Annotated in this window: 18 protein-coding genes; 5 read left to right on the top strand and 13 right to left on the bottom strand. The window is 33.9% G+C overall.

The window, feature by feature from the left end; all coding sequences use genetic code 11:
- Positions 1-13 precede the first annotated feature (13 nt).
- The 9 genes from J2X17_RS06820 to thrA form a co-directional block, all read right to left on the bottom strand.
- Positions 14-715: a hypothetical protein gene (locus tag J2X17_RS06820; protein WP_310295933.1), complete on the bottom strand. Its 702-nt coding sequence runs from the start codon at positions 713-715 to the stop codon at positions 14-16.
- A gap of 159 nt (positions 716-874) precedes the next feature.
- Positions 875-1,354, bottom strand: coding sequence for a hypothetical protein (locus J2X17_RS06815; RefSeq protein ID WP_310295931.1), 480 nt, complete (start codon positions 1,352-1,354; stop codon positions 875-877).
- Between the two features lie 169 nt (positions 1,355-1,523).
- The gene (locus J2X17_RS06810; protein ID WP_310295929.1) at positions 1,524-3,404 is read right to left on the bottom strand and encodes a P-loop NTPase fold protein; all 1,881 of its coding nucleotides are present in this window, start codon (positions 3,402-3,404) and stop codon (positions 1,524-1,526) included.
- Positions 3,405-3,586: 182 nt separating this feature from the next.
- Positions 3,587-5,035 carry an AbiJ-related protein gene (locus J2X17_RS06805; protein WP_310295927.1) on the bottom strand — a complete coding sequence of 483 codons (1,449 nt, stop codon included), beginning with the start codon at positions 5,033-5,035 and terminating at the stop codon, positions 3,587-3,589.
- 170 nt (positions 5,036-5,205) lie between these two features.
- The gene (locus J2X17_RS06800) at positions 5,206-5,775 is read right to left on the bottom strand and encodes a hypothetical protein (protein WP_310295925.1); all 570 of its coding nucleotides are present in this window, start codon (positions 5,773-5,775) and stop codon (positions 5,206-5,208) included.
- A gap of 180 nt (positions 5,776-5,955) precedes the next feature.
- On the bottom strand, positions 5,956-6,573 hold the full coding sequence (locus J2X17_RS06795) for a hypothetical protein (protein ID WP_310295923.1): 618 nt from the start codon (positions 6,571-6,573) through the stop codon (positions 5,956-5,958).
- A 1,332-nt stretch (positions 6,574-7,905) separates the two neighbouring features.
- Complete coding sequence (gene thrC / locus J2X17_RS06790; RefSeq protein ID WP_310295921.1) at positions 7,906-9,195, bottom strand: threonine synthase; 1,290 nt, start codon at positions 9,193-9,195, stop codon at positions 7,906-7,908.
- Positions 9,196-9,562: 367 nt separating this feature from the next.
- The gene (locus tag J2X17_RS06785) at positions 9,563-10,486 is read right to left on the bottom strand and encodes a homoserine kinase (RefSeq protein ID WP_310295918.1); all 924 of its coding nucleotides are present in this window, start codon (positions 10,484-10,486) and stop codon (positions 9,563-9,565) included.
- A 148-nt stretch (positions 10,487-10,634) separates the two neighbouring features.
- Positions 10,635-13,082: a bifunctional aspartate kinase/homoserine dehydrogenase I gene (thrA, locus tag J2X17_RS06780; RefSeq protein ID WP_310295916.1), complete on the bottom strand. Its 2,448-nt coding sequence runs from the start codon at positions 13,080-13,082 to the stop codon at positions 10,635-10,637.
- Between the two features lie 632 nt (positions 13,083-13,714).
- Here thrA and hutH point away from each other — a divergent pair.
- Genes hutH through J2X17_RS06765 form a run of 3 tightly spaced genes read left to right on the top strand, consistent with a single transcriptional unit; the run spans position 13,715 to position 17,289 of the window.
- On the top strand, positions 13,715-15,229 hold the full coding sequence (gene hutH, locus J2X17_RS06775) for a histidine ammonia-lyase (protein WP_310295914.1): 1,515 nt from the start codon (positions 13,715-13,717) through the stop codon (positions 15,227-15,229).
- A 48-nt stretch (positions 15,230-15,277) separates the two neighbouring features.
- Complete coding sequence (locus J2X17_RS06770; RefSeq protein WP_007810732.1) at positions 15,278-15,922, top strand: DUF47 domain-containing protein; 645 nt, start codon at positions 15,278-15,280, stop codon at positions 15,920-15,922.
- Positions 15,923-15,954: 32 nt separating this feature from the next.
- Positions 15,955-17,289, top strand: a complete 1,335-nt coding sequence (locus tag J2X17_RS06765) for an inorganic phosphate transporter (protein ID WP_310295909.1) — start codon at positions 15,955-15,957, stop codon at positions 17,287-17,289.
- Between the two features lie 180 nt (positions 17,290-17,469).
- On the opposite strand, the gene J2X17_RS06760 is transcribed toward J2X17_RS06765, so the two are convergent.
- The 3 genes from J2X17_RS06760 to J2X17_RS06750 all read right to left on the bottom strand — a co-directional run bounded on the left by J2X17_RS06760 (position 17,470) and on the right by J2X17_RS06750 (position 22,139).
- The gene (locus J2X17_RS06760; protein ID WP_310295907.1) at positions 17,470-17,985 is read right to left on the bottom strand and encodes a DUF421 domain-containing protein; all 516 of its coding nucleotides are present in this window, start codon (positions 17,983-17,985) and stop codon (positions 17,470-17,472) included.
- Between the two features lie 99 nt (positions 17,986-18,084).
- Positions 18,085-19,452: a 30S ribosomal protein S6--L-glutamate ligase gene (rimK, locus tag J2X17_RS06755; protein ID WP_310295905.1), complete on the bottom strand. Its 1,368-nt coding sequence runs from the start codon at positions 19,450-19,452 to the stop codon at positions 18,085-18,087.
- A 140-nt stretch (positions 19,453-19,592) separates the two neighbouring features.
- Positions 19,593-22,139 (bottom strand): ATP-dependent Clp protease ATP-binding subunit, encoded by a 2,547-nt coding sequence (locus tag J2X17_RS06750; RefSeq protein ID WP_310295903.1) that lies wholly within the window; start codon positions 22,137-22,139, stop codon positions 19,593-19,595.
- 257 nt (positions 22,140-22,396) lie between these two features.
- Here J2X17_RS06750 and gyrA point away from each other — a divergent pair, with 257 nt between their 5' ends.
- The gene (gyrA, locus tag J2X17_RS06745; protein WP_310295901.1) at positions 22,397-25,039 is read left to right on the top strand and encodes a DNA gyrase subunit A; all 2,643 of its coding nucleotides are present in this window, start codon (positions 22,397-22,399) and stop codon (positions 25,037-25,039) included.
- Between the two features lie 45 nt (positions 25,040-25,084).
- The gene (locus tag J2X17_RS06740) at positions 25,085-26,356 is read left to right on the top strand and encodes a tetratricopeptide repeat protein (protein ID WP_310295899.1); all 1,272 of its coding nucleotides are present in this window, start codon (positions 25,085-25,087) and stop codon (positions 26,354-26,356) included.
- An 83-nt stretch (positions 26,357-26,439) separates the two neighbouring features.
- Here the strand turns inward: J2X17_RS06740 and J2X17_RS06735 are convergent, their stop codons facing one another.
- On the bottom strand, positions 26,440-26,859 hold the full coding sequence (locus J2X17_RS06735) for an OsmC family protein (RefSeq protein ID WP_310295898.1): 420 nt from the start codon (positions 26,857-26,859) through the stop codon (positions 26,440-26,442).
- Between the last annotated feature and the right edge of the window lie 141 nt (positions 26,860-27,000).

Genomic DNA, 27,000 nt, shown 5'->3' with positions numbered 1-27,000 from the left:
TAGGCAGGAACTATTACATTTCAATTGATATTTTCTTTTTTTTAAAAGTCTCTTTTGCTTTTCTTATAAGCTGATTTGTTTCTTCTATTTCTTGGTATTCTTTAGTGAAAGGTTTTACTTTTCCATTGTAGAAGTTCGAAGACCATTTTACTTTTTCAGGTAAAAACTCTTTATTTTTCTTTTTGTATGAAAGTACTATGTTTTCTTCTTCAGTTGTTCTTCGAACGGAAAAGAATGTTCGACTTTTGTTACTTTTTAGTTTTTTCCATAATTGATTTAGCGCAACATTTTTTACAGTATCAGTTTGGCTTGCTAAATAAATAATTGGTTGAACAGAATTTTCGGGAAATATTCCGAAAATATCATTGTTATTCACTAAAAAAGACACAAAATTTTCGCTGTCAATAGTTAATAGATATTCTGGATTTAGTCCAATGTAATTTGGATATTCAAAATCTACATTATTTCCTTGGGCTGTATGAGTTTTTTCTGTTTGATAAGCATAAACTTTACTAGAATCTAAAATAAAAACGACATCAGAGTACCATTTTAAATTGTGAGGAGTAAAAGGTGGTGGAACTTTTGCTGATTTCGCCCACGCTTTACTAATCGAATCTGCATTTGAAATTACATAATATTTTTTTTCTACAGTTTCTTGTTTGCAACTACCAAGTAATGCAATCAAAGCGAGCGAAAAAAGTAATTTGTATTTCATAGTTTAATCGTGATGCAGAGTTCTTGCCTATAACGTTCTCGCGCTACAAGCAGTTTGGGACTAAATCAGCGTTATCTTTCGGATTTGCTAAATCTTCCAAATACAAACCAATTTTTCCATTAAGCCAAATCCCCAAATTGCTTGTAGCGTGTGTTGTACCTAGTTTTTTTCAATGTGTTCTATGTCCAACACGTCGCTCAATTTATTTAAACTAGATTTTGAGAATCGTCTGAATGCTAATTCAATAAATATGTATCTAATCATTAATAATTGTAGTATTGCCACAAGTATAAAGATTATTGAAAACCCTTCTTTGTTAGAAAAAGTTTGAGCAATTACACCGATAAAAGGAAAGCATAATAAAACAGTTAGTAAAATTCGGAAGGCTTTATTTATTTCCACTTCCACTTGCCCATCTTTGTTTACAATTTCGCCTGTTAAAACACAAAATGCACCTTTTCCAATTTCTGAGGATATTATCCTAAATGTATTGTCTTTAATTATTCCGCGAAATGATTTGTCGGTTATTTTTGAAGTCAAACTTTCAGACAGTTCAGTTCTTCTTTTTAAACGTTCAAGAGTTTCTGTTTCTTCTCCAATTATTTTGAAAGTATAATCGCTTTTTGGAAATATGTTCATTCGTTTTTTGGTCTTTTAAAATTAGGTACAACGTTCTCGCGCTACAAGCAGTTTGGGGCTAAATCAGCGTTATCTTTCGGATTTGCCAAATATTCCAAATACAAACCAATTTTTCCATTAAGCCTAATACCCAAATTGCTTGTAGCGTGTGTTGGCAGTAGTGATTTTATTACGGAAAGTTATTCTCGCATTCAGATAATATTTTTGTGAGATAGTTTAAACTCGCATTTTTTAAATTTTTCACTTTACGTTTTTTTGTCGACCTGTTAATTTCTTCTCTGAGTTTCATTATAAAATCTTTTTCAGGGCATATCTTTTCGTAGATATGAACTCTATACCTGTTTCTAAAATAATGACCAAGTTTCCAAATTTTTTCATTATCAAGATTTTCTATAGTCTTTGCTACTTTTTTTAAGTTGAATTCTAACCAAAAAGGGGAGTAACGAAATTCGTTTTCTTTTTCGGTTATTTTTTGAATGAAAGAAGTATAATCATTTTGGAACAGGTCAAAAAGTTCTTTTAATTCTGATTCTGTATTGTCCTTTTGTAAAGACTTATTTATCTCTAGGCAATATGTTACTATTTCAATAACATCATCTTTAAACTCTGTATCTCCACTAACAGACATATGAAAATCTAAGTCGTCATTATACGTGTAATTAGATATTCCATTTTTAATACCTTTCTTAAATCTCTTTTTTAAGTTTTTAAAATTGTAGCCAAGAATGTTATTAAATCGACTTGCAAAATGAAAAACAGTAGTATATTGTCTTAGTTGGTATTTTCCATCATCTACGAATTCAAGCATTTTTGAAGTTAATGTCTTATAACTATCGTCAGATAAATTCAAACAACCTAAATAAGATAATTGGTTTAATATTATATCTTGTTCTGGAATTACACCATCTTTCACAATAAAATATTCCATTAATTCAGACTTCAAAGTTTTAATGCAAAAAGACTTTGTTCCTGTAATATAATAAAATATGGATTTGAAAAAATAATATTTTTTGTTAGCAAAATATTTATTCCTAAAGATCTCTATATAAGTTGGAGTTCTTTCTTCTTTTTCTTCTTTTTTACTATTTTGAAGAAACAAGCTTATGTCATAATTTGAAAGTACATCTTTACCAAATTCTTTAATATCTGCGAAATTTGTTGAGTTTATCAATCCAAGTTTATATTCTATGGTTATAGCAATCGTAAAATCAAGAACAGATTGAAGTTTTTCGTCTTTTAGGATATAGAAGTCTTTATTTTCTTGAAATTCTTTTTCCAAGGGGTAATAAATTGTTCTAAAGTGTTCAAGAAAGAAAATTAAGTTTCTAAAATTATTTTGGTTTATTTGAATAATTTCAACTATTTGAGAAGTTTTTGTTTCTAAAAAGTCAAATAAAGATTTTGATGACGAAGAATATTTTGTAGCAATTATTTGTTTATAAACATCTTCAATATTAGGTTCGAATTGTATTGAAACTCCAATTACTTTTTCTCTTAGGCTCGAAGAGTAATGTTCATCTTTAATTAACTGTTCTTCATTGGCTATAATTAAAATTTTGGCACCTTGATTTTCAACTAATGAATTAATGAATCCAAAAACATCCCTCAAATCTAAGTTTTTGCTTTTTCTATCTAGGTCGTCGAAACAAATGACTAGTTCATCATATTTTAACCAATCATCAGCTTCTTGAGTTATATCACCAATATACTTATCAATATCACCCGCTCCATTTATTTGTGCTATGCCCCTAATTAATGACTTGCCAATACCGACAGCTAATTTTAGATTTTTACTTTTAAGAATTGGATAAAGTTCAACAAAAATTGCTGTCTGAATTTCTTCTAAACTTTTAAACCCAAATAGTGAAATATGAATTGGGGTAAATTTTTTCCTGTCATCTTTTGGAAGTGATATTTCTTTAATTTCTGGAGATAAGTAGTTCTTGTAAAAATGAGTTTTACCAATCCCATACTGTCCATTAATAATAACAGCATAGTTGGTTTCAATATTCAGATATTGCTTAATTATTTCTACTTGTTCTATCTTCATTTAGGTATATTCTTAGATTCTTGATTCTGCGGTATCATTACTGCCAACGTTCTCGCGCTACAAGCAGTTTGGGACTAAATTAAGCCCATTCTTCGGATTTGCCAAATCTTCCAAATACAAAACCAATTTCAAATTAAGCCAAATCCCCAAATTGCTTGTAGCGTGTGTTAGCACTCGTTTTTTTATTTTCGATTAAAGTAAAAGTCTGCTGTCAATGATGTGGATTCCCATGGAACTTGTTCGTCCTTCGATTTTTCCATAACAGATTTCCTTACTTTTTGGAACAATTGAGTAATTGTCACATTAACTGATTTAATTTCTGAAATAAGTTCTCCTGTATAAAGTCCATTCTTACCTTCACCATCAGATGCTGTTTTGCCCGGAGATGTCGAGTATGCGATTAAAGAGCCTTTTGGTGCGTCCATAACAGCAAAACCTCTTTGTCCTAATTCTCTTCCCCAGTTTCTTTCAAACGGATTGTTACGACATGCGTCAAGAATAAGTAAGTTCACAGAAGTTTTAGCACTTTCCATATGGCTTAATATTCTGTCAACTTGGACACAGTCATATTCAACTGTTCTTTCGTTTTTCAAATTTGCATCAACAGGAATTAGATAATTTAAGCCTTTAACTTGAACACCATGTCCAGCAAAATAGAATAAGCCAACATCATACTTCTCAAGTTCAGTCCCAAAGTCGTCAATTCCAATCTTCAATTCCTTAAGGTTTGGATTCTCTGCATACATTACATCAAATCCAAGTGATTCTAGACTTTCTTTAACAGATTTTACATCATTCAAAGGATTTTCTAAATGTCCAGCAAACTCATACTGACTACATCCAACAACTAATGCAATTTTTCTTTGTTTGATTTCTTTGTTTTCATTGGTGGTTTCGCCAATTGTGATTTCTCTATAACCATATATAGATTTTCCTGCGATTATTGATTTTTCATAAAATTCAATTCCACTTGCAGAAAGATTTCTATTGTATATTTCAATTAATTGATTGACCCCTTCATCATCTGTCCTTGAAACAGGATTTATTGTTAATGATAAAAATTTTAGTAGTGCTTCTTCATCACAATGAAGTAGATTGAAACGTCTATCAGTAAAAACCCAATCATCTTCCCAGTCATAATTCATGATACGATGTTTATGAATATCATCATAAGCGTTGTCATATCTAGAGTCGTAAGACGGCATTTTTGAGAGGTCAAAAATCCTATTTAAAAAATCAGGTTCTTCAAGTCTGCCAGACCAAGAAATTTTATTGAGTGTTATTTCGTCAAAGATTGCTTGGCGAATAATTATTGAAATTTTCATTTGTAGTTCATTGTCGTTATCAATTTTAGGATTCCATGAAATTCCACGTATGTGCATGCCCATTGCAGTTGCAATTTCCATTAATTGGGTTTCAATTACTTTAATTTCTTTCTGAAAGTGGGTTTGTAGTTTAAGATAATATTTTCCAGGGACACCAATTTGAGCATCCATTAAATCAGTCATTCTATCACTACTCATTTCAAATAGAGTGTCAACATATAAAAGGTCAACACTACATTCAGAAATTAGTCGAGCAGAATCTTGTTCCCCTACATCCTTTAACCATTTATATAATTCTTTCTGCATATCGTCTTAAAATGAGTGCTAACGTTCTGGCACTACAGCGGGTTTGGGACTAAATTAAGCCCATTCTTCGGATTTGCCAAATCATCACAAATACAAAAAACAATTTCCCATTAAGGCAATTTCCCAAATCCGTTGTAGTGGCTGTTATGCGTTCGGCTTTTTTCAATTTATTACGGTAAAAGCCAGAATCTCCAACTATTCCAATATTCTCCATAGTAATAATTAAAATCTTTGTAATTCGGGTTTTTATCAAGTTTATTTATCGCCAAAAAGTTTAGGTATTCACTTTTTTGTTTAAATGTTTTTACAGAATTATTTACCAAGTTGTAGGCAAAATAATTACCATCATAATTTACATTTGAATCGCTTGTATAACCATAGACAAAGTTATCAGTTATCTTGAATTTGCTTATCTCTATCATACTAATTGGCCCTTCATCTTGAATATATGCTTGAACACCATCTACTTCTTGAATTGCTTTCGAGTGTCCAATAGGAACTCTTGCACTGTCTCCTAGACCATGATCTCCATAATAGGTAAACATAAAAAAGAAAAGAAAAACAGACATGGAAAGACCGCTTAAAAACCAAAACTTAAGTTTCTTAGTTGAAGCTTTTACAAACCAAGAATTTGGTTTATAATGTGCAATTATTTTAAAGGCCAACAGTATTAAGCTTGCATAAATACAGCTTAAAATAGAGATTTTTATTAGTTCAAATATCAAGTGAAATAATGCCATTTATATTTCTATTTTCTGTTGAGTTTGGTTAAGCTGACGCATAACGTTCTCGCGCTACAGCGGGTTTGGGACTAAATTAAGCCCTATTTTCGGATTTGCCAAATCATCCCAAATACAAAACCAACTTTCCATTAGGCCAAATCCCCAAATTGCTTGTAGCGTGTGTTAGCGGATGTTTTTTTAGCTTATCCAAGTTCTCCACTTTTCTATAACTTTCCATTTTCCATTATTTTTTTTTAGATATACCGATTTTCCGCTTCCGCATAATCTTCCGCAATAGTAATTCAATTCCACATAAGCTACTTGATTATCTAACGAAAAAACTGGAATAGTCATTTCATAGTAACTATAAGGCTGTTCTGCTTTTTTCTTGCTGATTTCTTTATCTTTTGTGGTAAAATTGATTTGTCCAACTATATTAGAGTCTATCTCTAATTTTTCTGGATTTAAGTTTTGTTTTATCAAATACAGTGAATCAACAGCTTTGAAGAATGTGGAGTTTCTGTCATAATGCATTAGGTCAGTTATTGAAACATCATTAAACGATGGTGGTGGAGGTGGAGGAATTTTGCCATTTTTTGGTTTTTCTGGAATGTATATGTTTAATCTAATCAATTCTTTACAAAGCATTTTTTTATCTTTTGCATTTTCAAAAACTTCTAGACTATCTTCCGCTATTATTACTTTAACAATTTCATTGATTTCTTTAACTGCCGATGGTGTGAATTCAATTTTGTTTTCAGAATTATTGCAACTAAAAATTGAAAAAAAAGCGATTGATAAAATTATGTTTCTCATTTTGCAGTTCTTTAAAATATACGCTAACGTTCTCGCGCTACAAGCAGTTTGGGATTAAATCAGCGTTATCTTTCGGATTTGCCAAATCTTTCTAATACAAACCAATTTTCCCATTAAGCCAAATCCCCAAATTGCTTGTAGTGTGTGTTATAGAGCGGTTGTTTTGTCGAAATTACGATTGAACCGTAAACTTTTCACGCTTCTGTTGGCAAATTCCAACTTTCAAGTTTCTGCTTTTCGGTTCGTAATTTTCGGCGTATTATTTTCAATTATTTACTTTCTAATTATAAATTCTGCGCAAAGAATTTCAAGCTTCGGCTAACAAATTCCAATTTTCACGTTCTGCTTTTCAAGTTTCTACAAGCAAGTTCCAATTTTCACGCTTCTGCTTTGTTAACTTTCTGCGTAAACAAATGTTTATTTTCCAATTGTTTTTATCTGCGTAATTTCGGCACAACTGCTCTATAACGTCTTGGCACTACAGCGGGTTTGGGACTAAATTAAGACCATTCTTCGGATTTGCCAAATCATCCAAATACAAAACCATTTTTCCATTAAGCCAAATGCCCAAATCCGTTGTAGTGGCTGTTATGCGGGGGTTGTTTCTAGCAAATATTCCTAATTATTAATCGATTTTCAGCCATATCTTTGCCGATTAAAAACCTAATTCTTGCCTAAATCTCGGCTAAATTTTATTCCCTTTTTTCGTTTCAATTTCACAATCAAAACGATTGTTTATTTTATTCTTGCAGAAACTTCAATATTTAAGTTTCAGTTTTCGCAATCCAATTTAAAACTCCAATTTAAAACTCCAATTTAAAACTCCAATTTAAAACTCCAATTTAAAACTCCAATTTTCAAGTTCTGCTTTTCAGATTCAGTTTGGAAACTCCGAAATTCAAGTTTGCTTTTCAAGTTTCTGCTTTTTCAGATTCAGTTTAGAAACTCCAATTTTAAAGTTTCCGCTTTCCAAGTTTCCAATTAAAAATCCAATTTTCAAGTTTCTGAATTTCGATTTTATGCGCAACTAAATGCTTTTTTAAAAACGTAATTTTAACCGAAATGCTCTTTTTCAACTCCCGCATAACTCATTTATATGCGAAGCAAACCTTCGCATATACACCTAAGATCGGGTAGATAAGCGAAACTTTATTTCGTTTTCTTGCTTTTCAAATATATGGTTTTTTCCTACTAGATTTTTAAACTTGATATTGAATAATTATTTTTTTGGAAGAAAAAAAAATCTAAAGAATTTTTTGGATATTAAGTATTGATTTTAAAAACAAAACGACTGAAATAATTCTCAGTCGTTCTATTATGATAATAAATAATTTACCCCAAAAAACTCTTCAATTCCTCATAAGTCTTAATCTTCACACTCACTTTATCGGCATTCATAACACTTTCAATTTGGTCTGGAATCGGAAGTGTAATACCTAAAGCAGGTTCAACAACATCTAAGAATTTAATAGGATGTGCGGTTTCTAAGAAAACACCAATCGCGTTATCGTGTTTTTGTAATTCTTTTTTCAAACCAAGATAACCCACAGCACCGTGTGGTTCTGCGATGTAACCGTCGGTATTATAAATTTGTTTTAGGGCTGTAAGTGTTTCTTCATCGGTATAACTGTACGATGAAAAATCTTTTTCAAAAGCCGTTAAATCGTTGTTGTACAATTCCTGAATTCTAATAAAGTTACTTGGGTTTCCAACGTCCATAGCGTTTGAAATTGTTGCTTTAGAAGGTTTCGGATCGTATTTTCCGCTTTCTAAGAATCTTGGTACGGTATCGTTTACGTTGGTAGCCGCTACAAAATGTTCAATTGGCAAACCTAATTTTTTTGCCATAATTCCGGCGCAGATATTCCCGAAATTTCCGCTTGGGCAAGAGAAAATCAACGGTTTGTTTTGGCTTTTCAATGCTTTGTAAGCAAAGAAGAAATAGAACATTTGTGGCAGCCAGCGCGCAATATTAATAGAATTCGCCGAAGTCAGGTTTTTATGCGCTAAAGTTTCATCTAAAAAAGCTTTTTTAACCATATCCTGGCAATCATCAAAAACGCCATCTACTTCAAGCGCTTTAATGTTTTTTCCTAAAGTCGTCAATTGTTTTTCCTGAATGTCGCTCACTTTTCCTGACGGATATAAAATCACAACATCAACACCGTCAACGCCCAGAAATCCGCTTGCAACCGCACCGCCAGTATCTCCGGAAGTCGCTACTAAAACGGTATTTTTACTGTCTTTTTTATCTTTATTAAAATACGCCAGACAACGTGACATAAATCGCGCTCCAACGTCTTTAAAAGCCATTGTAGGCCCGTGCCATAATTCTAACGAATAAATGCCATTTTCAACTTCCACAACCGGAAAATCAAAAGATAAAGTGTCTTTAATAATTTCTCTTAAATTGTCCTCCGGAATGTCATCGCCCACAAATTGGTGAATCACATCAAAAGCAATATCGTTATGGCTTAAATTCTCGATTACATTAAAAAACGCAGGATTTAAAGGCGTAATGATTTGCGGAAAATACAATCCTTTATCACTCGCCAATCCTTGTATTACAGCTTCTTTGAATGAAACTTCTGGTGCATTATGGTTTAAACTATAGTATTTCATGGTTTAATTTTAGATTTTAGATTTTAGATTTTAGAAAAAAGAGAATAGAATATAGAGCATAGAAAATAGACTTTCTGTACAATCAAATTCCAATTTTTTAAATTCCAAATTCCAATAATTATATTATTTAAGCTTCTGTTTTGTCATTTCGACTGAGGAGAAATCTCCGCAAGTAGCTCCGCTAACTAAATCGCCAATCTTTGTCGAGTTTCTCGCGGGGATTCCTCGTTCCTCGGAATGACAAACTTTGTGTGCTATACTTTGTGTGCTACAGTTTATGTTTTATACTTTACGGGACTTGGACTTCGCTCAGTCTGACAAACGTCCAAACAAATTTTTAATTCTAAATTTTTAATTTTTAATTCATTTAAAGAATCCTAACCCCATCCGGATTAATTTTCGAAACGTGAATCTCATAGGGCAAATTCATCTTTTCATAAACATCGCTCATCGCTTTGGCGATTTGGTCGGCGGTGTTTTTTCCTCGGCTAAGCGCAAAAATCGACGGGCCAGAACCTGAAATTCCGGAACCTAAAGCGCCGTTTTCTAATGCCGTTTGTTTGATTAAATCAAAACCTGGAATCAAAACGCTTCTTAAAGGTTCGACGATTTCGTCATGAAGCGATCTTCCAATCAAATCATAATCTTTGGTGTATAAACCGGCAATTAATCCGCCCACATTTCCCCATTGCATAATCGCACTTTTCAGGGAAACGTTTTGTTTCAATACCGAACGTGCATCTGACGTTTTCAACTCAATTTGAGGATGAACCACCGTTGCATACAATTCCTCCGGACTATCAATTTGGATAATATCAAGCGGTGCATAACTTCTTACCAACGTAAAGCCGCCTAAAAGGGCAGGAGCAACGTTATCAGCATGCGCGTTTCCACTTGCCAATTTTTCGCCCTGCATCGCAAACTGCACCAAATCTTTACGGGAATAAGGTCTTCCTAGTAACTCATTAATCCCGAAAACCGCTCCGGCAGAACTTGCAGCACTGCTTCCGATTCCGCTTCCGGCTTTAATGTTTTTGTAAATTTCGATTTCAAAACCAAAATCTAGTTCGTCTAAAGTTTCCAGCATTGCCAAAGCCGCAACACCCGAAACGTTTTTCTCGGTTTCCAAAGGCAAATCGGCACCGACAATTTTAGTAATACGAACGCCTTTTTGATCGACTTTTCGAACAATCATTTCATCGCCCGCATTGTCTAAGCAAAGTCCAAGTACGTCAAATCCGCACGAGAGGTTTGCAATAGTTGCCGGGCAAAAGAGTTTAATCTGTGTCATTTGTTATAAGGTTCAAAGTGGCAAAGGTTCAAAGGAACAAAGGCTTTGCCTCTAGATATTTTTATATTTAGGTTCAAAGGTTCAAGGAGGCAAAGTGACAAAGTAAAAACCTTTGAACCTTTGCACCTCTGTGCCTTTGTCCCTTTTTTTAATTATTTCCTATTCGAATTACATCCGCAAAAATTCCTGATGCTGTAACCGCAGCTCCGGCACCGGCGCCTTTGATCAATAACGGCTGGTCTACGTAGCGATCTGTGTAGAACAATACGATATTGTCTTTTCCTTCTAAATTATAGAAAGGATGATCTTTTGGAATGAATTGCAGGCCAACGCTTGCTTTTCCGTTTTCGAATTGCGCTACGTATTTTAGTCTTGAATCTTTAGATAATGCTTCTTCGTAGATTTTTCCAAAATGATCAGCATGTTTGATTAACGATGCAAAAAAGGCTTCGTTGTTTGTTGTATCCAAACATTCTGCAGGCAGGAACGATTCGTTTGCAATGGCGTCAATATCCATTTCGTAACCGCTTTCGCGAATAAGAATCAGGATTTTACGAGCCACATCGATTCCGCTTAAGTCAATTTTCGGATCCGGTTCTGTAAAACCTTGAACTCCGGCTTCTTTCACAACATCATGAAAAGAATTATTCTTGTCAAAATTGTTGAAAATGAAGTTCAGACTTCCAGATAAAACTGCCTGAATTTTGTGCACTTTATCACCGGAAGCAATTAAGTTTTTTACCGTATCGATAATCGGCAATCCCGCTCCCACATTCGTTTCAAACAAAAATGGAGCGTTGTATTGGCGTGATAAACTTTTTAGTTTTTTATAATTGTCATACGCTGATGAACAGGCAATTTTGTTACAAGTTACAACAGCAATACTTTCTTTTAAGAATTTCTCATACATTTCAGAAACACTTGCATTTGCTGTAATATCCACAAAAATACTGTTACGTAAATTCATTTCTTTAGCGCGTGCGATAAATTCTGTTGGAATGGCATGTTCGCCTTTGTCTAAAGTCGATTTCCAATCTTTCAATGAAATTCCGTCTTCGTCAAAAAGCATTTTTCTTGAGTTTGACAAAGCGATAACACGAACGTTGATTTTTAAATTATCTTTTAAAAATTTCCTTTGATTGTGAATTTGCTCGATGAATTTTTCGCCCACATTTCCAACACCCATCACAAATAAATTCAGCTGTTTGGTGTTTTCTTCGAAGAAGTTTTCATGCAAGGTATTCAACGCTTTCTTGACATCTCTTTCGTTGATTACAGTTGAAATATTACGTTCAGAAGCCCCTTGCGCAATCGCACGGATATTTACGTTATTTTTTCCTAAAGTGCTGAACATTCTACCGCTCAAACCTTGATGGTTTTTCATGTTTTCACCCACCAAAGCAATAATACAAAGATCTTTTTCTACAATGGCAGGGTCAATTTTGTTTTGAAGAATCTCCACTTCAAAAGCTCTGTTGATCGCAGCTTCGGCATTTTCAGCATCTGAATTTAAAATTCCAATACAAATAGAGTGCTCAGAAGAAGCCTGAGTAATGAAAATTACATTGATTTTTTCCTGAGACAATACTTCGAATAAACGTCTTGATGAACCTGCAACTCCAATCATTCCTGGACCTTCCAATGTTACAAGCGAAATATTATCAATATGGCTGATTCCTTTTACAACAGTATCATTTGATGAAACCTGATCAGAAATTAAAGTTCCTTCAGCTTCCGGCTCAAAAGTATTTTTGATTAAAATTGGAATATTTTTTCTTAAAACTGGCTGAATTGTCGGGGGATACAAAACTTTGGCACCAAAATGAGACAATTCCATCGCTTCCTGGTAAGAAATGGTTGCAATTGGTCGTGCTTGTTTTACAATTTTCGGGTTGGCAGTAAACATTCCGTTTACATCTGTCCAAATTTCTAATTGTGATGCATCAAGTGCTCCGGCGATAATGGCTGCAGTATAATCAGAACCGCCACGCCCTAAAGTAGTCGTGATTCCGTCAAGAGTTAAAGCGATAAATCCAGGCAAAACATTGATTTGAGCTTTATTTTCGTCAAAATAATCCTGAATCAATTGGTTTGAAATCTCAAAATTCACAACCGCTTTTCCGAAATCAGCATTTGTTTTGATAATCTCACGGCTGTCTTTATACACTACATTTTTATCGATTTGCTGGTACGCCTGTGCAATGATATAGGACGAAAGTAATTCCCCGAAACTCAAAATGGTGTCAGCTGTTCTTGGAGATAATTCGCCTAATAAGAAACACCCGTCAAGCAATGTTTCTAAGTGATTGATGATTCTTTTTACATGACTCAACAAGCTGCTTTGCTCGCTAACCGGAATTAATTCTTTTAAAGTGTCAAGATGTTTCTTTTCGATTTCAGCGACAATTTCTCTGAAACTTTCGTCATTGGCTGCTGCTCTTGCTGCTGCCAATTGCAATAAATCGGTCACTTTGCTTAAGGCAGAAACCACAACAACTAATTGATCTTGTTTAGACTTTTGGTTTATAATTTCGAGAACGAGTTTTATATTTTGAGCATTGGCAACCGAAGTTCCGCCAAATTTTAATACTTTCATTTTGATATTTTTTTTCTTTGATGCAAATATTTTTTATGTATCCAAAGCCTTTCTTCTTTTAAGAAAAAAGTATAGATAACCAGGATTATATGTAAAAATGTATACCCCTAAGGGGTAGTTGTTGTAGTAGAAATTGTTGTAGCAGCAATTGCAACTCTTGTTTGAGTTGTCATTGTAGATTGATATTTTGCGCTGTTACTTTTCATTTTTGATGTTTCAAAAGTACAGATTTTTATAAAAGCGAAAAACCTTTATTTTCTTTTTGCGAATATTTTAATAATTCAAATCTCATTGATTTAATATTGAGCTTTTGTTAAGATTGAATATCATAAATTACCGGATTCGTATATTTAAACCCGTATTTATTGGAAATGTATAGCCTTAAAAAGCTGATTCTAATCGAAATATTGCGAAAAAATCGTCATTAGTCTATAAAATAAGTAGGAAATTGATTTTTTGAAATAAGTTTTGAAGGGTGATTTACATAAAAAATGAAAGAGATTTTTGTATGATAAGTATTGTGAAATAGATAAATGTGCTGAATTTGGTTGGCTTAAATTTTTATTATTATGAACAAATGTTGCTTTTTAATATTGATTTGCTGAATTTTGATGCCTTAAATTAAAAATGACATGAGAGAAGTCCATTATATAAGTACTGAAACCTTAAATTTAGAAGATTTACAAGAAATTATTGGCAATCAAAAAATGCTTGAATTATCTGAAGAAGCTAAAGTAAACGTTCAGAAATGCCGTGATTATTTAGACAAGAAAATGGCTTCACATTCTGAACCTATTTACGGAATCAATACTGGTTTTGGATCACTTTGTAATGTAAAAATATCAAATGAGAATTTGTCAAAACTTCAGGAAAACCTGGTAAAATCGCACGCTTGCGGAACAGGAGAAGAAGTTCCTTCAGCAATTGTGAAGATGATGTTACTGCTTAAAATCCAATCTTTAAGCTACGGACATTCAGGAATTCAGTTGCAAACAGTAAATCGTTTGGTTGATTTCTATAATAATGATATTCTTCCTGTTATTTATACACAAGGTTCGTTAGGAGCTTCGGGAGATTTGGCTCCATTAGCCCATTTATCGTTACCGTTATTAGGAGAAGGTGAAGTACTTTTTGAAGGAAAAAAAGTGGCTTCTGCCGAAGTTTTAAAACATTTTAATTGGGACCCCATTGTTTTACAGTCAAAAGAAGGTTTGGCTTTGTTGAATGGAACTCAGTTTATGAGTGCTTATGGAGCTCACATCTTAATAAAAGCGTATAAATATTCGTATTTGGCAGATTTAATCGGAACTATTTCTTTGGAAGGTTTTGATGGAAGAAGCGAGCCTTTTAACGAATTGATTCATTTTATTCGTCCTCACAAAGGACAAATTGTAACTGCACAGCGTATCAATGAATTTTTAGAAGGAAGTGAAATTATTGCTCAGGAGAAAAAACACGTTCAGGATCCTTACTCTTTCCGTTGTATGCCTCAGGTTCATGGCGCTTCGAAAGATGCGATTGATTACGTTCGAAAAGTATTCAAAACCGAAATTAACTCGGTTACGGATAATCCAAATATATTTATTGAAGCCGATCAAATTATTTCTGGTGGAAATTTCCATGGACAACCTTTAGCTTTAGCCTTAGATTTTATGGCAATTGCTTTGGCAGAACTAGGAAGTATTTCTGAAAGAAGAACCTATCAATTGATTTCAGGTTTAAGAAATCTTCCGGCATTTTTGGTTGACAATCCGGGATTAAATTCAGGATTTATGATTCCGCAATATACCGCTGCAAGTATTGCAAGTCAGAACAAACAACTGGCAACTCCTTCAAGTATTGACAGTATTGTTTCGAGCAACGGGCAGGAAGATCACGTGAGTATGGGCGCAAACGGAGCAACAAAGGCGTTGCGCGTTATGGATAATTTAGAGCGTATTTTAGCGATTGAATTAATGAATGCTTCTCAGGCAATTGCTTACAGAGAGCCTTTAAAATCAAGTGATTTCATCGAAATGTTCTTAAGCAGTTATAGAGAAGTGGTGCCTTTGGTTAAAGAAGACAGAATCTTGCATTACGATATTGAAAAGACAGTTGCGTTTTTAAATAGTTTCCAAATAGAAAACGATTTGTTAACAATGGCTTAACATTGTAAAATAATATTGAAGTAATTTTGCACTATCAAAAATATAAAAATGTCAATAAACAGTATTTTCCAATTTTTAGTGCCGAAAGACAAGAAATTCTTTCCACTTTTTGAAGAGGCTTCAAGCAATTTAATTGAACTAGCTTCTAATTTACACGAAGCTGTAAACCTTCCATTAAAAGAAAGAGAAGTTCTTTTTCAAAAAATTGATGAATTAGAGCAAAAAGGAGAAGACATTACGCGTCAAACCAATCTTGAATTGAGCAGAAACTTCATTACGCCATTTGATAGAGAGGATATTCACACTTTAATTACTTCTATTGATAATGTTGCTGATTACCTTCACGGTGCAGCAAGCAGAATGAGATTGTATCAGGTTGATAAGATTACAAAATCGATCAGAAAGATGACAGAAATCAATCTTGAAGCTTGTCAGAATATTGACAGTGCTGTAAAAGAATTGAGAAATTTAAAGAATTTTAAAGTCATTAAAGATGCTTGTGCCAGAATTAATAAATTGGAAAACAAGTCAGACAACGTTTATAACAAAGCAGTTTTTGAAATTTTTGAAAACGAAACAGATGCTAAAAATATTATCAAATATAAAGAAGTGTTATCTGTTTTAGAATCAGCAACAGACAAATGTAAGAGTGTTGCAAACATACTGGAATCTATTTCTGTAAAACATTCTTAATTCAATTTATTTCATTCTGAAGTTATAATTTTATGACGCTACTTATAATTATTATAGTATTAGCTTTAATTTTTGATTACATCAATGGTTTTCATGATGCGGCAAATGCTATAGCTACCGTTGTTGCTACAAAGGTTTTAACGCCTTTTCAGGCCGTACTTTGGGCAGCATTTTTTAACTTTTTGGCTTATTGGGTTTTCGGATTTGGTGTTGCGGATACAGTTGCAAAAACAGCGCACACTATGGAGATTAACCTTGTTGTAATTCTTGCCGGTGTTATCGCGGCTATTTGTTGGAATTTATTGACCTGGTGGTTAGGAATTCCTTCTAGTTCATCGCATACATTAATTGGTGGTTTTGCAGGAGCCGCAGTTGCTCACGCTATCGCTGTACACGGTTTCTCAGGTTATATTGGCGAAGATGGAACTACACACTATTGGTACGAAATCGTAAGTTGGTACAAGGCAGGAAAAGATGGCGGAATGCCTTCGGGAGTTCTTATTATTATTGCTTTTATTGTTTTAGCACCTTTATTGGGAGCTTTAGCTTCTTATTTAATATCGATTTGGTTATTAAATGCTTCTCGTAAAAGTATTTTTCCTAAAATATTTACTGTAGCATTAATGATTGCAACAGTATGGATTGTTAGTAACCTAATGGTTCCTTATGCTGATATTGAAAAGCCTCGTTTTGAATCTCATTTTTGGAGTGTCGCTTTTGATCCACATAATATTAAATGGTTTTTAGTAGCCTTTATTATCTTAACAGTTAGTGCTTTTTGTTTAATATTTAGCAGCTTAAATCTTCATCAGGCAGATGCTGCATTGAAAAAAATGCAATTATTATCTTCTGCAGCCTTTAGTTTAGGACACGGTGGGAATGATTCTCAAAAAGTTATGGGTATTATTGCTGCAGCTGTAGCGGTTTATATTAATACAAATCCTGGGGTTCATATGGATTCATGGTTAAATGTTGTATTGCCAAATGATGATGCGGGAATTAAAGGTGTAATGCCAGGCTGGATTCCATTGGCATGTTATTCTGCAATTGCTGCGGGAACTTTGAGTGGTGGGTGGAAAATCGTGAAAACGATGGGTTCTAAAATTACAAAAGTAACTTCATTTGAAGGTGTTGCTGCTGAAACTGCAGGTGCATTGACACTTTATTTTACAGAACATTTAAAGATTCCGGTAAGTACAACACATACGATTACAGGTTCTATTATCGGGGTTGGATTAACAAAACGTGTATCTGCCGTTCGTTGGGGGGTAACCGTAAGTTTGATCTGGGCTTGGGTACTAACAATTCCTATTTCGGCAATTTTGGCTGGATTTGTATACTTTATATTGAGTGTATTTGTTTCTTAGTAAAATGATTTATGTGCAATGTGAGATGTAAAATCGCATTTTATCGACATAAAAAAAGCCGATTTCAATTTGAAATCGGCTTTTTTATTTAAATTCTAATAATTCTGAATTCCATATCCAATGTTTGACACGCTTTTCAGATTTGGTATTTGGAATTTCCCTCTTGGAATTTGTTAAATTTTATTTCCTGAAATTCTTATGATTGTGCTTGCGCTTGTAATGTGTTTCTTTTAAGTTGGTTTTATCTTTCGAAATAATACTAATTGTACCGTCAATTTCTAGTGTACAAAGCTTTATATCTGTTAAATGTTCTAAACCATGTTCACGTGCCGCTTCTTTTAGTTCTTCGTGTGAAATGTCTAATTTGCTCAAAGCATTAAAATCCAATGTTCCATTATGAATTAGGATTTCAGGTTTGTCTAAAAGCAAATCGTTAGCTAGTTTATATTTGTGAGTCAGTTTTTTAATGATAAAGTTAATCACAAATAAAGCCAAAGCGGCGACTAATCCGCCCCAAAGACTGGTGTCGGGGCCAACCATTGCATTTTGAACCGAATTACTAATTAATAAAATTAAAATAATATCGGCGGTGTTCAATTGCGAGAGTTCTTTCTTTCCGAAGATTCGCAAGGCTATTGTCATGAAAAAGTATACCGCGAGACTTCTGAAAATAATATCTAAATAGGGGTTAAGCATTGTTTTTTATTTTAAAGGTAAAAAAAAACTTTGTCAAAGTTTTAAACTTTGACAAAGCTGATAAATTATTTATAGGATATTAGGTTTAGATAAACTTAATTACAATTTGAAATTTTTCTCGATTGCTTTGATCATTTCTCCGGCAACATCTTTATTTGTTGCTCCCTCAATTCCTTCAAGTCCCGGAGAAGAGTTTACCTCAAGCAATAACGGCCCTTTTGAAGAACGAATAATATCTACACCGGCAACTTTTAAGTCCATCGCTTTTGCGGCCTTAATGGCGATCTTTTTTTCTTCGGCGGTTACTTTAATCACTGACGCTGTTCCGCCAAGATGAATATTTGCCCTAAATTCACCCGGCATTGCCTCACGCTGAATCGCAGCTACTACTTTTCCGTCAATTACAAAACAACGAATGTCTTTTCCGTTGGCTTCTTTGATAAATTCCTGAACTAAAATATTAGCATTTAAGCTTTTAAAAGCATTGATAACACTTTCTGCTGCTTTTTTTGTTTCTGCCAAAACAACGCCTTTTCCTTGTGTTCCTTCTAATAATTTTACGATTAAAGGGGAGCCTCCAACCATTTTAATCAAATTGTCTGTATCCAAAGGTGAATTGGCAAATCCTGTTGTCGGAATGTCAATTCCGCTATTTAAAAGTAATTGAAGTGAATATAATTTATCACGTGATTGTGTTATGGCTGTAGCCGAATTTAAAACAAAAACTTTTAAAGCTTCAAATTGGCGCGTTAAGGCACAACCGTAAAAAGTAATACTCGGTCTAATTCTTGGGATAATTGCATCAAACTGATTTAATATTTTTCCGCCACGATAATGAATCTCCGGAGTTTTTGCATCCAATTTCATGTAACATTCTTTGATGTTTAAAAAATGCATTTCGTGGCCGCGCATTTCTCCGGCTTCCATGATTCTTTTATTACTGTATAACTCAGGATTACTTGCTAAAAGTCCGATTCGTAAGCCAGAAGTCGCTTTTTCTGAATTTTGGTATAATTCTTTTAGGGCTTCCATTGTTGGTTGTCCCAACATGTATTTTTCTTCAGGATCAACCAATACACGTCCGCTCATGGCTTCGCGCCCTAAAAGCATGCGAAAACCCATTGAGTCACGATTGGTCAAAGTCATTTCGATTGGCCATTTTACATCGCCAATTTTTAGGTTGGTTTGAATGACGTAACGATGTTCTCTAAAACCACTAGAGCTTTTTACAATTCTTTTGTCAACCAACGGAGCTTCGCAATGAATGATGGTTTTTATATTATTCTGAATTGGATTAATATCAAATTTCACCCAATTGGCATCATTTTTTATAAAAGGGGCTATGTTTATGGCGTGCATTGCAGAAGTTTTGGCACCAGAATCAACACGAGCCTTGATTGTCGGGATTCCTAGTTCTGGAAATGAGCACCATTCTTCACTGCCTAAAATGACTTTGTTTTGAAGCATACGTTGTTTTTATTATAGAATTTATTATTTCAAAAGTAGCTATTTGCTTTTACTAAAGATAGCAAATTATCTAAAAAAAATACCCGTTATGTTATGAAAACGTAACGGGTAGATTATATTTGTTATAAATTTAAACTAATTTATTGATTTGTCGGCTCTTCGGCTTTATGAATTTCTACCGAAAGTTCTTGAGAATCATCTTTTAAATCCATCATAATTTCATCACCAGAATGGATTTTAGAAGTTATAATTTCTTCCGCTAACAAATCTTCAACATATTTCTGAATCGCTCTTTTAAGTGGTCTTGCACCAAATTGTCTGTCAAAGCCTTTTTCTGCAATAAATGCTTTTGCTTTGTCGGTTAAACTTAAAGTGTATCCTAATTCTGCAATACGAGAATATAATTTTTTAAGTTCGATTTCGATAATCAAATCAATATCAGCTTTTTCTAAAGCGTTGAACACAATTACGTCATCAATTCTGTTTAAGAACTCAGGAGCGAAGGTTTTTTTCAATGCATTTTCGATAATGCTTTTTGAGTTTTCATCAGCCTGAGCCACTTTCGCAGCAGTTCCGAATCCTACACCTTGTCCAAAATCTTTTAACTGACGTGCTCCAACATTAGAAGTCATAATGATAATAGTATTTTTAAAGTCAATTTTGCGACCTAAACTATCTGTCAAATAACCATCATCTAAAACCTGAAGCATCATGTTGAATACATCTGGATGCGCTTTTTCGATCTCATCTAAAAGAACAACACAATATGGTTTTCTACGAACTTTTTCAGTCAATTGACCACCTTCTTCGTATCCTACGTATCCCGGAGGCGCTCCAACTAAACGGGAGATTGCAAATTTCTCCATGTATTCGCTCATGTCAATACGAATTAACGCATCTTCAGAATCGAATAGCTCTTTTGCTAAAACTTTCGCTAATTGCGTTTTACCAACACCAGTCTGACCTAAGAAAATGAAGGAACCAATTGGTTTGTTCGGATCTTTAAGTCCGGCTCTGTTACGTTGAATAGAACGTGCAATTTTTAGAACTGCTTCATTTTGACCAATTACTTTATTCTGAATCAATTCAGGTAATTTTGCCAATTTGTTGCTTTCTGTCTGTGCAATTCTGTTCACTGGAATTCCGGTCATCATCGAAACAACATCGGCTACATTATCTTCTGTAACTTCAATTCTGTTGTTTTTAGAATCTTCTTCCCATTGCTCTTGTGCGACAGCTAAATCTTTTTCGATACGTTTTTCATCATCGCGAAGTTTGGCAGCTTCTTCATATTTTTGTTTTTTAACAACCATATTTTTCAGCTCACGAACTTCTTCTAACTGACGCTCTAAATCTAAAATTTGTTTTGGAACATCAATATTGGTGATATGAACACGAGATCCTGCTTCGTCAAGAGCATCAATAGCTTTGTCCGGTAAAAAACGCTCAGACATGTATCTGTTTGTTAATTTAACGCAGGCTTCAATAGCTTCCTTAGTATAAGTTACGTTGTGATGATCTTCGTATTTGTCTTTTACATTGTTCAAAATAGCAATCGTTTCTTCAACAGAAGTTGGTTCTACAATAACTTTCTGGAAACGTCTTTCTAAAGCACCGTCTTTTTCAATATATTGTCTGTACTCATCTAGAGTTGTAGCACCAATACATTGAATTTCGCCTCTCGCTAAAGCAGGTTTGAACATGTTTGAAGCATCTAGTGAACCAGTTGCTCCACCAGCACCTACAATCGTGTGAATTTCATCAATAAAAAGAATGATATCGTCATTTTTTTCAAGTTCGTTCATTACGGCTTTCATTCTTTCTTCAAACTGACCGCGGTATTTTGTCCCTGCTACTAAACTGGCAAGATCAAGTGTAACGACACGTTTGTTGAAAAGAATACGAGATACTTTCTTTTGAATGATACGCAAAGCAAGTCCCTCTGCAATAGCAGATTTACCAACTCCAGGCTCTCCAATAAGTAGCGGGTTGTTCTTTTTTCTACGGCTAAGGATTTGCGAAACACGTTCAATTTCTTTTTCGCGTCCTACAACCGGATCTAGTTTTCCTTCCTCGGCCATTTCTGTTAAATCTCTCCCAAAATTATCTAAAACCGGAGTTTTAGATTTTTTGTTTGACTTATTGGCTGGATTGTTAAAACTACTTTCTTTAAGACTGTCATCTTGTCCTGAATCGTCATTATACGATTCGTTTCTTGGCAAGTTTTCTAAGAATTCTTCTTCGTTTGGAGTCATATTTAAATATTGTTCTTTAGCTATGTCATAATCTATTTTTAGTTTATTCAATAGCTTGGTTGTTGGATCGTTTTCGTTTCGTAAGATACATAAAAGCAGGTGTGCCGTGCTTATCGATGAACTTTGAAATACTTTAGCTTCAAGAAAAGTTGTCTTCAGGGCTCTTTCTGCCTGTCGTGTAAGATGAAGATTTTTCTTTTCAGCATTTACTTCAACGCTCTGATTGGCTGGACTCAGTATTTCTACCTTCCTGCGTAAATGATCTAGGTCGACTGCTAGGTTATTAAGTATATGAATAGCTTTTCCGTTACCATCTCTTAAAATGCCTAGCATTAGATGTTCAGTACCAATAAAGTCGTGACCTAAACGAAGGGCTTCTTCCTTACTGTATGTAATAACATCTTTTACTCTTGGTGAAAAATTATCATCCATAATATATAATTGGTATTGTAAATTTAGTGAATTACAGTTGGAAAAACAAAAACCGTACCCTTGTAGAACTCCTGACAGCTAATTGACAAAAAAAATAACAATAAAAGAGTTAAAAAACGCTTAATTTATTAACTAAAAGAGTAAAAAAAGTTGTTAATAAATCATTGAAATAAGTGTAAGGAAATAGCTGAAAAAATTCGAAAAAAACGTATCTTGGCACGCTTTGAAACTAATATAATTATTTAATATAACAACTTATGTCTGAAGGAGAAAAGTTAATTCCTATTAACATAGAAGATGAAATGAAATCAGCTTACATCGATTATTCGATGTCAGTAATCGTATCAAGAGCACTTCCGGATGTTAGAGATGGCTTGAAACCAGTGCATCGAAGAGTTCTTTACGGAATGTATGACTTAGGAGTAACATCAAGATCTGCCCACAAAAAATCTGCGAGAATCGTAGGAGAGGTTCTGGGTAAGTATCACCCACACGGAGATACCTCTGTTTATGATGCCATGGTTCGTATGGCTCAGGAATGGAGTATGCGATATTTATTAGTGGATGGCCAGGGTAACTTTGGTTCTGTTGATGGTGACAGCCCGGCAGCAATGCGTTATACTGAGGCCAGAATGCGCAAAATCTCAGAAGATATCATGGCAGATATCGAAAAGGAAACGGTTGACTTTCAATTGAACTTTGACGATACATTATATGAGCCAAAAGTGATGCCAACAAGAGTTCCTACTTTATTAGTAAATGGAGCAACAGGTATTGCAGTTGGTATGGCAACTAATATGCCACCACACAATTTAACTGAAGTAATCAATGGTACGTTAGCTTACCTTGATAATAACGATATTGAAATAGACGAATTAATAACACATATTAAAGCTCCGGATTTTCCAACCGGAGGTGTAATATATGGTTATGAAGGAGTTCGTGAAGCTTTTAAAACTGGTAGAGGTCGTATTGTAATGCGTGCTAAAGTTGGTTTTGAAGAAGTTGACGGAAGAGAATGTATTATTGTTACCGAAATTCCATATCAGGTTAACAAAGCCGAGATGATCAAACGTACGGCTGATTTAGTTAACGACAAAAAAATTGAAGGTATTGCGAATATTCGTGACGAATCTGATAGAAATGGGATGCGTATCGTTTACATCCTGAAACGTGATGCTACGCCAAACGTAGTTTTGAATACCTTATATAAATTTACATCATTACAATCTTCTTTCAGTGTAAATAATATTGCACTGGTAAAAGGCCGCCCACAAATGTTGAATCTGAAAGATATGATTCACTATTTTATTGAGCACCGCCATGATGTAGTGGTTCGCAGAACGCAATTTGAATTACGCAAAGCGGAAGAAAGAGCGCATATCTTAGAAGGTTTAATTATTGCTTCTGATAATATTGATGAAGTAATTGCTATCATCAGAGGGTCTAAAAACACAGAAGAAGCTCGTGAGAAATTAATCGAAAGATTCAGTTTGTCAGATATTCAGGCTCGTGCTATTGTTGAGATGCGTTTACGTCAGTTAACAGGTCTGGAACAAGACAAGTTAAGAGCTGAATTCGAAGAATTAATGAAGTTAATCGAGCACTTAAAAGCGTTATTAGCTGATGTTAATTTAAGAACTGCTTTAATAAAAGAAGAACTTGAAGAAATTCGTGAGAAATACGGAGATGAGCGTCGTTCTCAAATTGAATATTCTGGTGGAGATGTAAGTATTGAAGATTTAATTGCTGATGAGAATGTTGTTATTACAATTTCGCATGCAGGTTATATAAAACGTACCAACTTAACAGAATACAAAACTCAGAACAGAGGAGGAGTTGGGCAAAAAAGCGCAGGAACTAGAGATCAGGATTTCCTTGAGCATATGTTCGTTGCAACCAACCACCAATATATGATGTTCTTTACGCAAAAAGGAAAATGTTTCTGGATGCGTGTTTACGAAATTCCGGAAGGAAGCAAAACTGCAAAAGGTAGAGCAATCCAGAATTTAGTAAACATTGAAAGTGATGATAAAGTTAAAGCTTTCATCTGTACACAAGATCTAAAAGATAAAGATTACATCAACAGTCATAATCTTGTAATGGTTACCAGACAAGGTCAGGTTAAGAAAACTTCTTTGGAGAAATATTCTAAACCTAGGGTAAATGGTGTTGCTGCTATTACTATTAAGGAAGGTGACGAATTAATGGGAGCTCAATTAACAAATGGAGAAAGCCAAATTATCTTAGCAGTTAAGTCTGGTAAATTGGTTCGTTTTGAGGAAACCAAAACGCGTCCTATGGGAAGAACGGCTTCAGGAGTTCGTGGAATTACCTTAAAAGACGATACTGATGAAGTAATTGGTATGGTTACTGTAGATAAAAACGATATTAATGATTCGCAAATCTTAGTTGTAACTGAAAATGGTTACGGAAAACGTACCAAATTAGTTGACGAAGATGGTGAAGATGTTTACAGAATCACAAACCGTGGAGGTAAAGGTGTTAAAACACTTAATATCACGGAGAAAACAGGTAAACTTATTTCTATTAACGCAGTAACTGACGCTGATGATTTAATGATTATCAATAAATCTGGATTAACAATTAGAATGGCTATTGAAGATTTACGCGTTATGGGTCGTGCAACGCAAGGTGTTCGATTAATTAACTTAAAAGGTAAAGATTCTATCGCTGCTGTAACAAAAGTGATGAAAGATGATGTTGAAGAAGTTGTTGTTGACGAAGAAGGAAATGTAGTTGGTCCAGTTATTGAAAGAGTTAAGCCTGATTTAGAGGTTCTTGAAGATGACGGAACGGCTGAAGACGACGAGGAAGATGATTCTCAAGAAGAAATTGAAGAAGAGGATGATTCTGAAGAAGAAGAGTCAGAGGAATAAATAGAAATTAAAGAAAATTAAAATTAAATACACAAATTGAATATTATGAAAAGTAAATATGTAATACTTGCATCAGCATTATTGATCTCAGTAGCTACTTTTGCTCAAAAAGATCAAATTAAAAATGCTGAAAAAGCATTAAAAAGCGGAGATGCTCAGGGAGCAATTACGATATTAAAAGACGCTGAAAACTTGGTAGTAAATGCCAAAGATGTTGAACAGGCACAATACTATTCTGTACAAGGAAATGCTTATTTAGATTTAGCAAATAAGAAAGTTGATGAAAGTAAAAACTTGTTACTTGCAGCTGAGAGTTATAAAAAGTTAATTGATGTTGAAAAAGCATCTGGAAAAGTAAAGTATTCTACTCAGGCTGCTGCTTCAATAACTGATATTAAAGGTAAATTGATCAATTCAGCTATTGCTGATAGTCAGGCAAACAAACACTCAGAAGGAGCGAAAAAATTGTATGAGGCTTATTTGTTGGATAAAAAAGACACCATCAATTTGTATTATGCAGCTTCTACAGCAGTAAATGCTCAGGATTATGATACAGCCTTACCAATGTATGACGAATTGAAAAAAATAAACTATTCAGGTAAAGGAACAAGTTATACAGCAGTAAATAAAGCTTCAGGTAATGAAGATGGTTTTAATACTGCTAAAGAAAGAGATTTAGCCGTAAAAATTGGAACTCACGAAAAACCTAAAACGGAAGCAATACCTTCTAAAAGAGGAGAGATTTACAAAAATTTAGCTTTAATTTTAGTTCAGAAAGGTCGCACCGAAGATGCAAAACAAGCTATTGCTGATGCTAGAAAAACAAATCCGGATGATACTTCTTTGATTCTTACAGAGGCAAATTTATATCTTGATAGTAAAGACTTTGTGACTTATAAAAAATTAGTTGGAGAGGCTTTGCAAAAAGACCCAAACAATGCTGACTTGATTTTTAACTTAGGAGTAATTAGTGCAAGTGCGAAGAATAATGAAGATGCTGAAAAATATTATTTAAAAGCTATCGAAATTAATCCAAATTACACAAACGCATATCTTAATCTTTCAGCGTTAAAATTGGAAGCAGAGAAACCAATTATTGATGAAATGAATAAATTAGGTACTTCTGATAAAGATACAAAGCGTTATGAGGTATTGAAAAAACAAAGAGAAAATGTTTTTAAAGGTGTTATTCCTTATCTTAAAAAAGCACACGAACTAGATCCTAAAAATGATGATGTTTCTAAAACATTATTAGGGGTTTACAAAGCTTTAGAAATGACTGCTGAAGCAAAAGCATTGAAAGCAACAATGAATTAAGAATAATTTCTTAACTAAGAATATTAAAAAAACCATCAGTCTCGGCTGATGGTTTTTTTATGTCTAAAAAACAGTACATACTTTTAACTAACCAGAGTTGCGGTTAATGTAATTGTAGTGTTTAAAAGTTTAGAAATAGGGCAAATTTCTTTTGCTTTTGCAGCTGTTTTTTCAAATTCTTCAGCTGAAATAGATGGTACTTTTCCTTTTAAATCCAGATGAATTAGAGTTATTGTTCCGTCTTCAAAAGTGACTGTAGCTTCTGTGGATAGATCATCTGCTGTAAAGCCTCCTTCATTTAGTAAAAAGCTTAACTGCATTGTAAAACAACCCGAATGCGCTGCTGCGACTAACTCCTCCGGATTAGTTCCAACTCCATCTGCAAATCTGGTTTTAAATGATAATTGTGCATTATCTAAAGTGGTACTTTGCGTACTAATAGTTCCTTTGCCTTCCATGCCGGTTCCTTGCCAGTTGGCATTTGCTTTTCTAGTAAATTTCATTTTATTCTATTTTAGAAATTAATATATTTTGATAAAGTATTGATTATCAAATATAACTAATATTTTTAAGTAATAGTTTATCAATTTGTTACTTGAAAGTAAATACATAAAAAAAAGGTGTAATGAATATATTTTCATTAC

It is taken from the genome of Flavobacterium aquidurense (assembly GCF_031458035.1).
GTDB classification, from domain to species: domain Bacteria; phylum Bacteroidota; class Bacteroidia; order Flavobacteriales; family Flavobacteriaceae; genus Flavobacterium; species Flavobacterium aquidurense_C.
The sequence above is the reverse complement of the archived record's forward strand: the minus strand, read 5'-3'. Positions and strand labels throughout refer to the sequence as shown.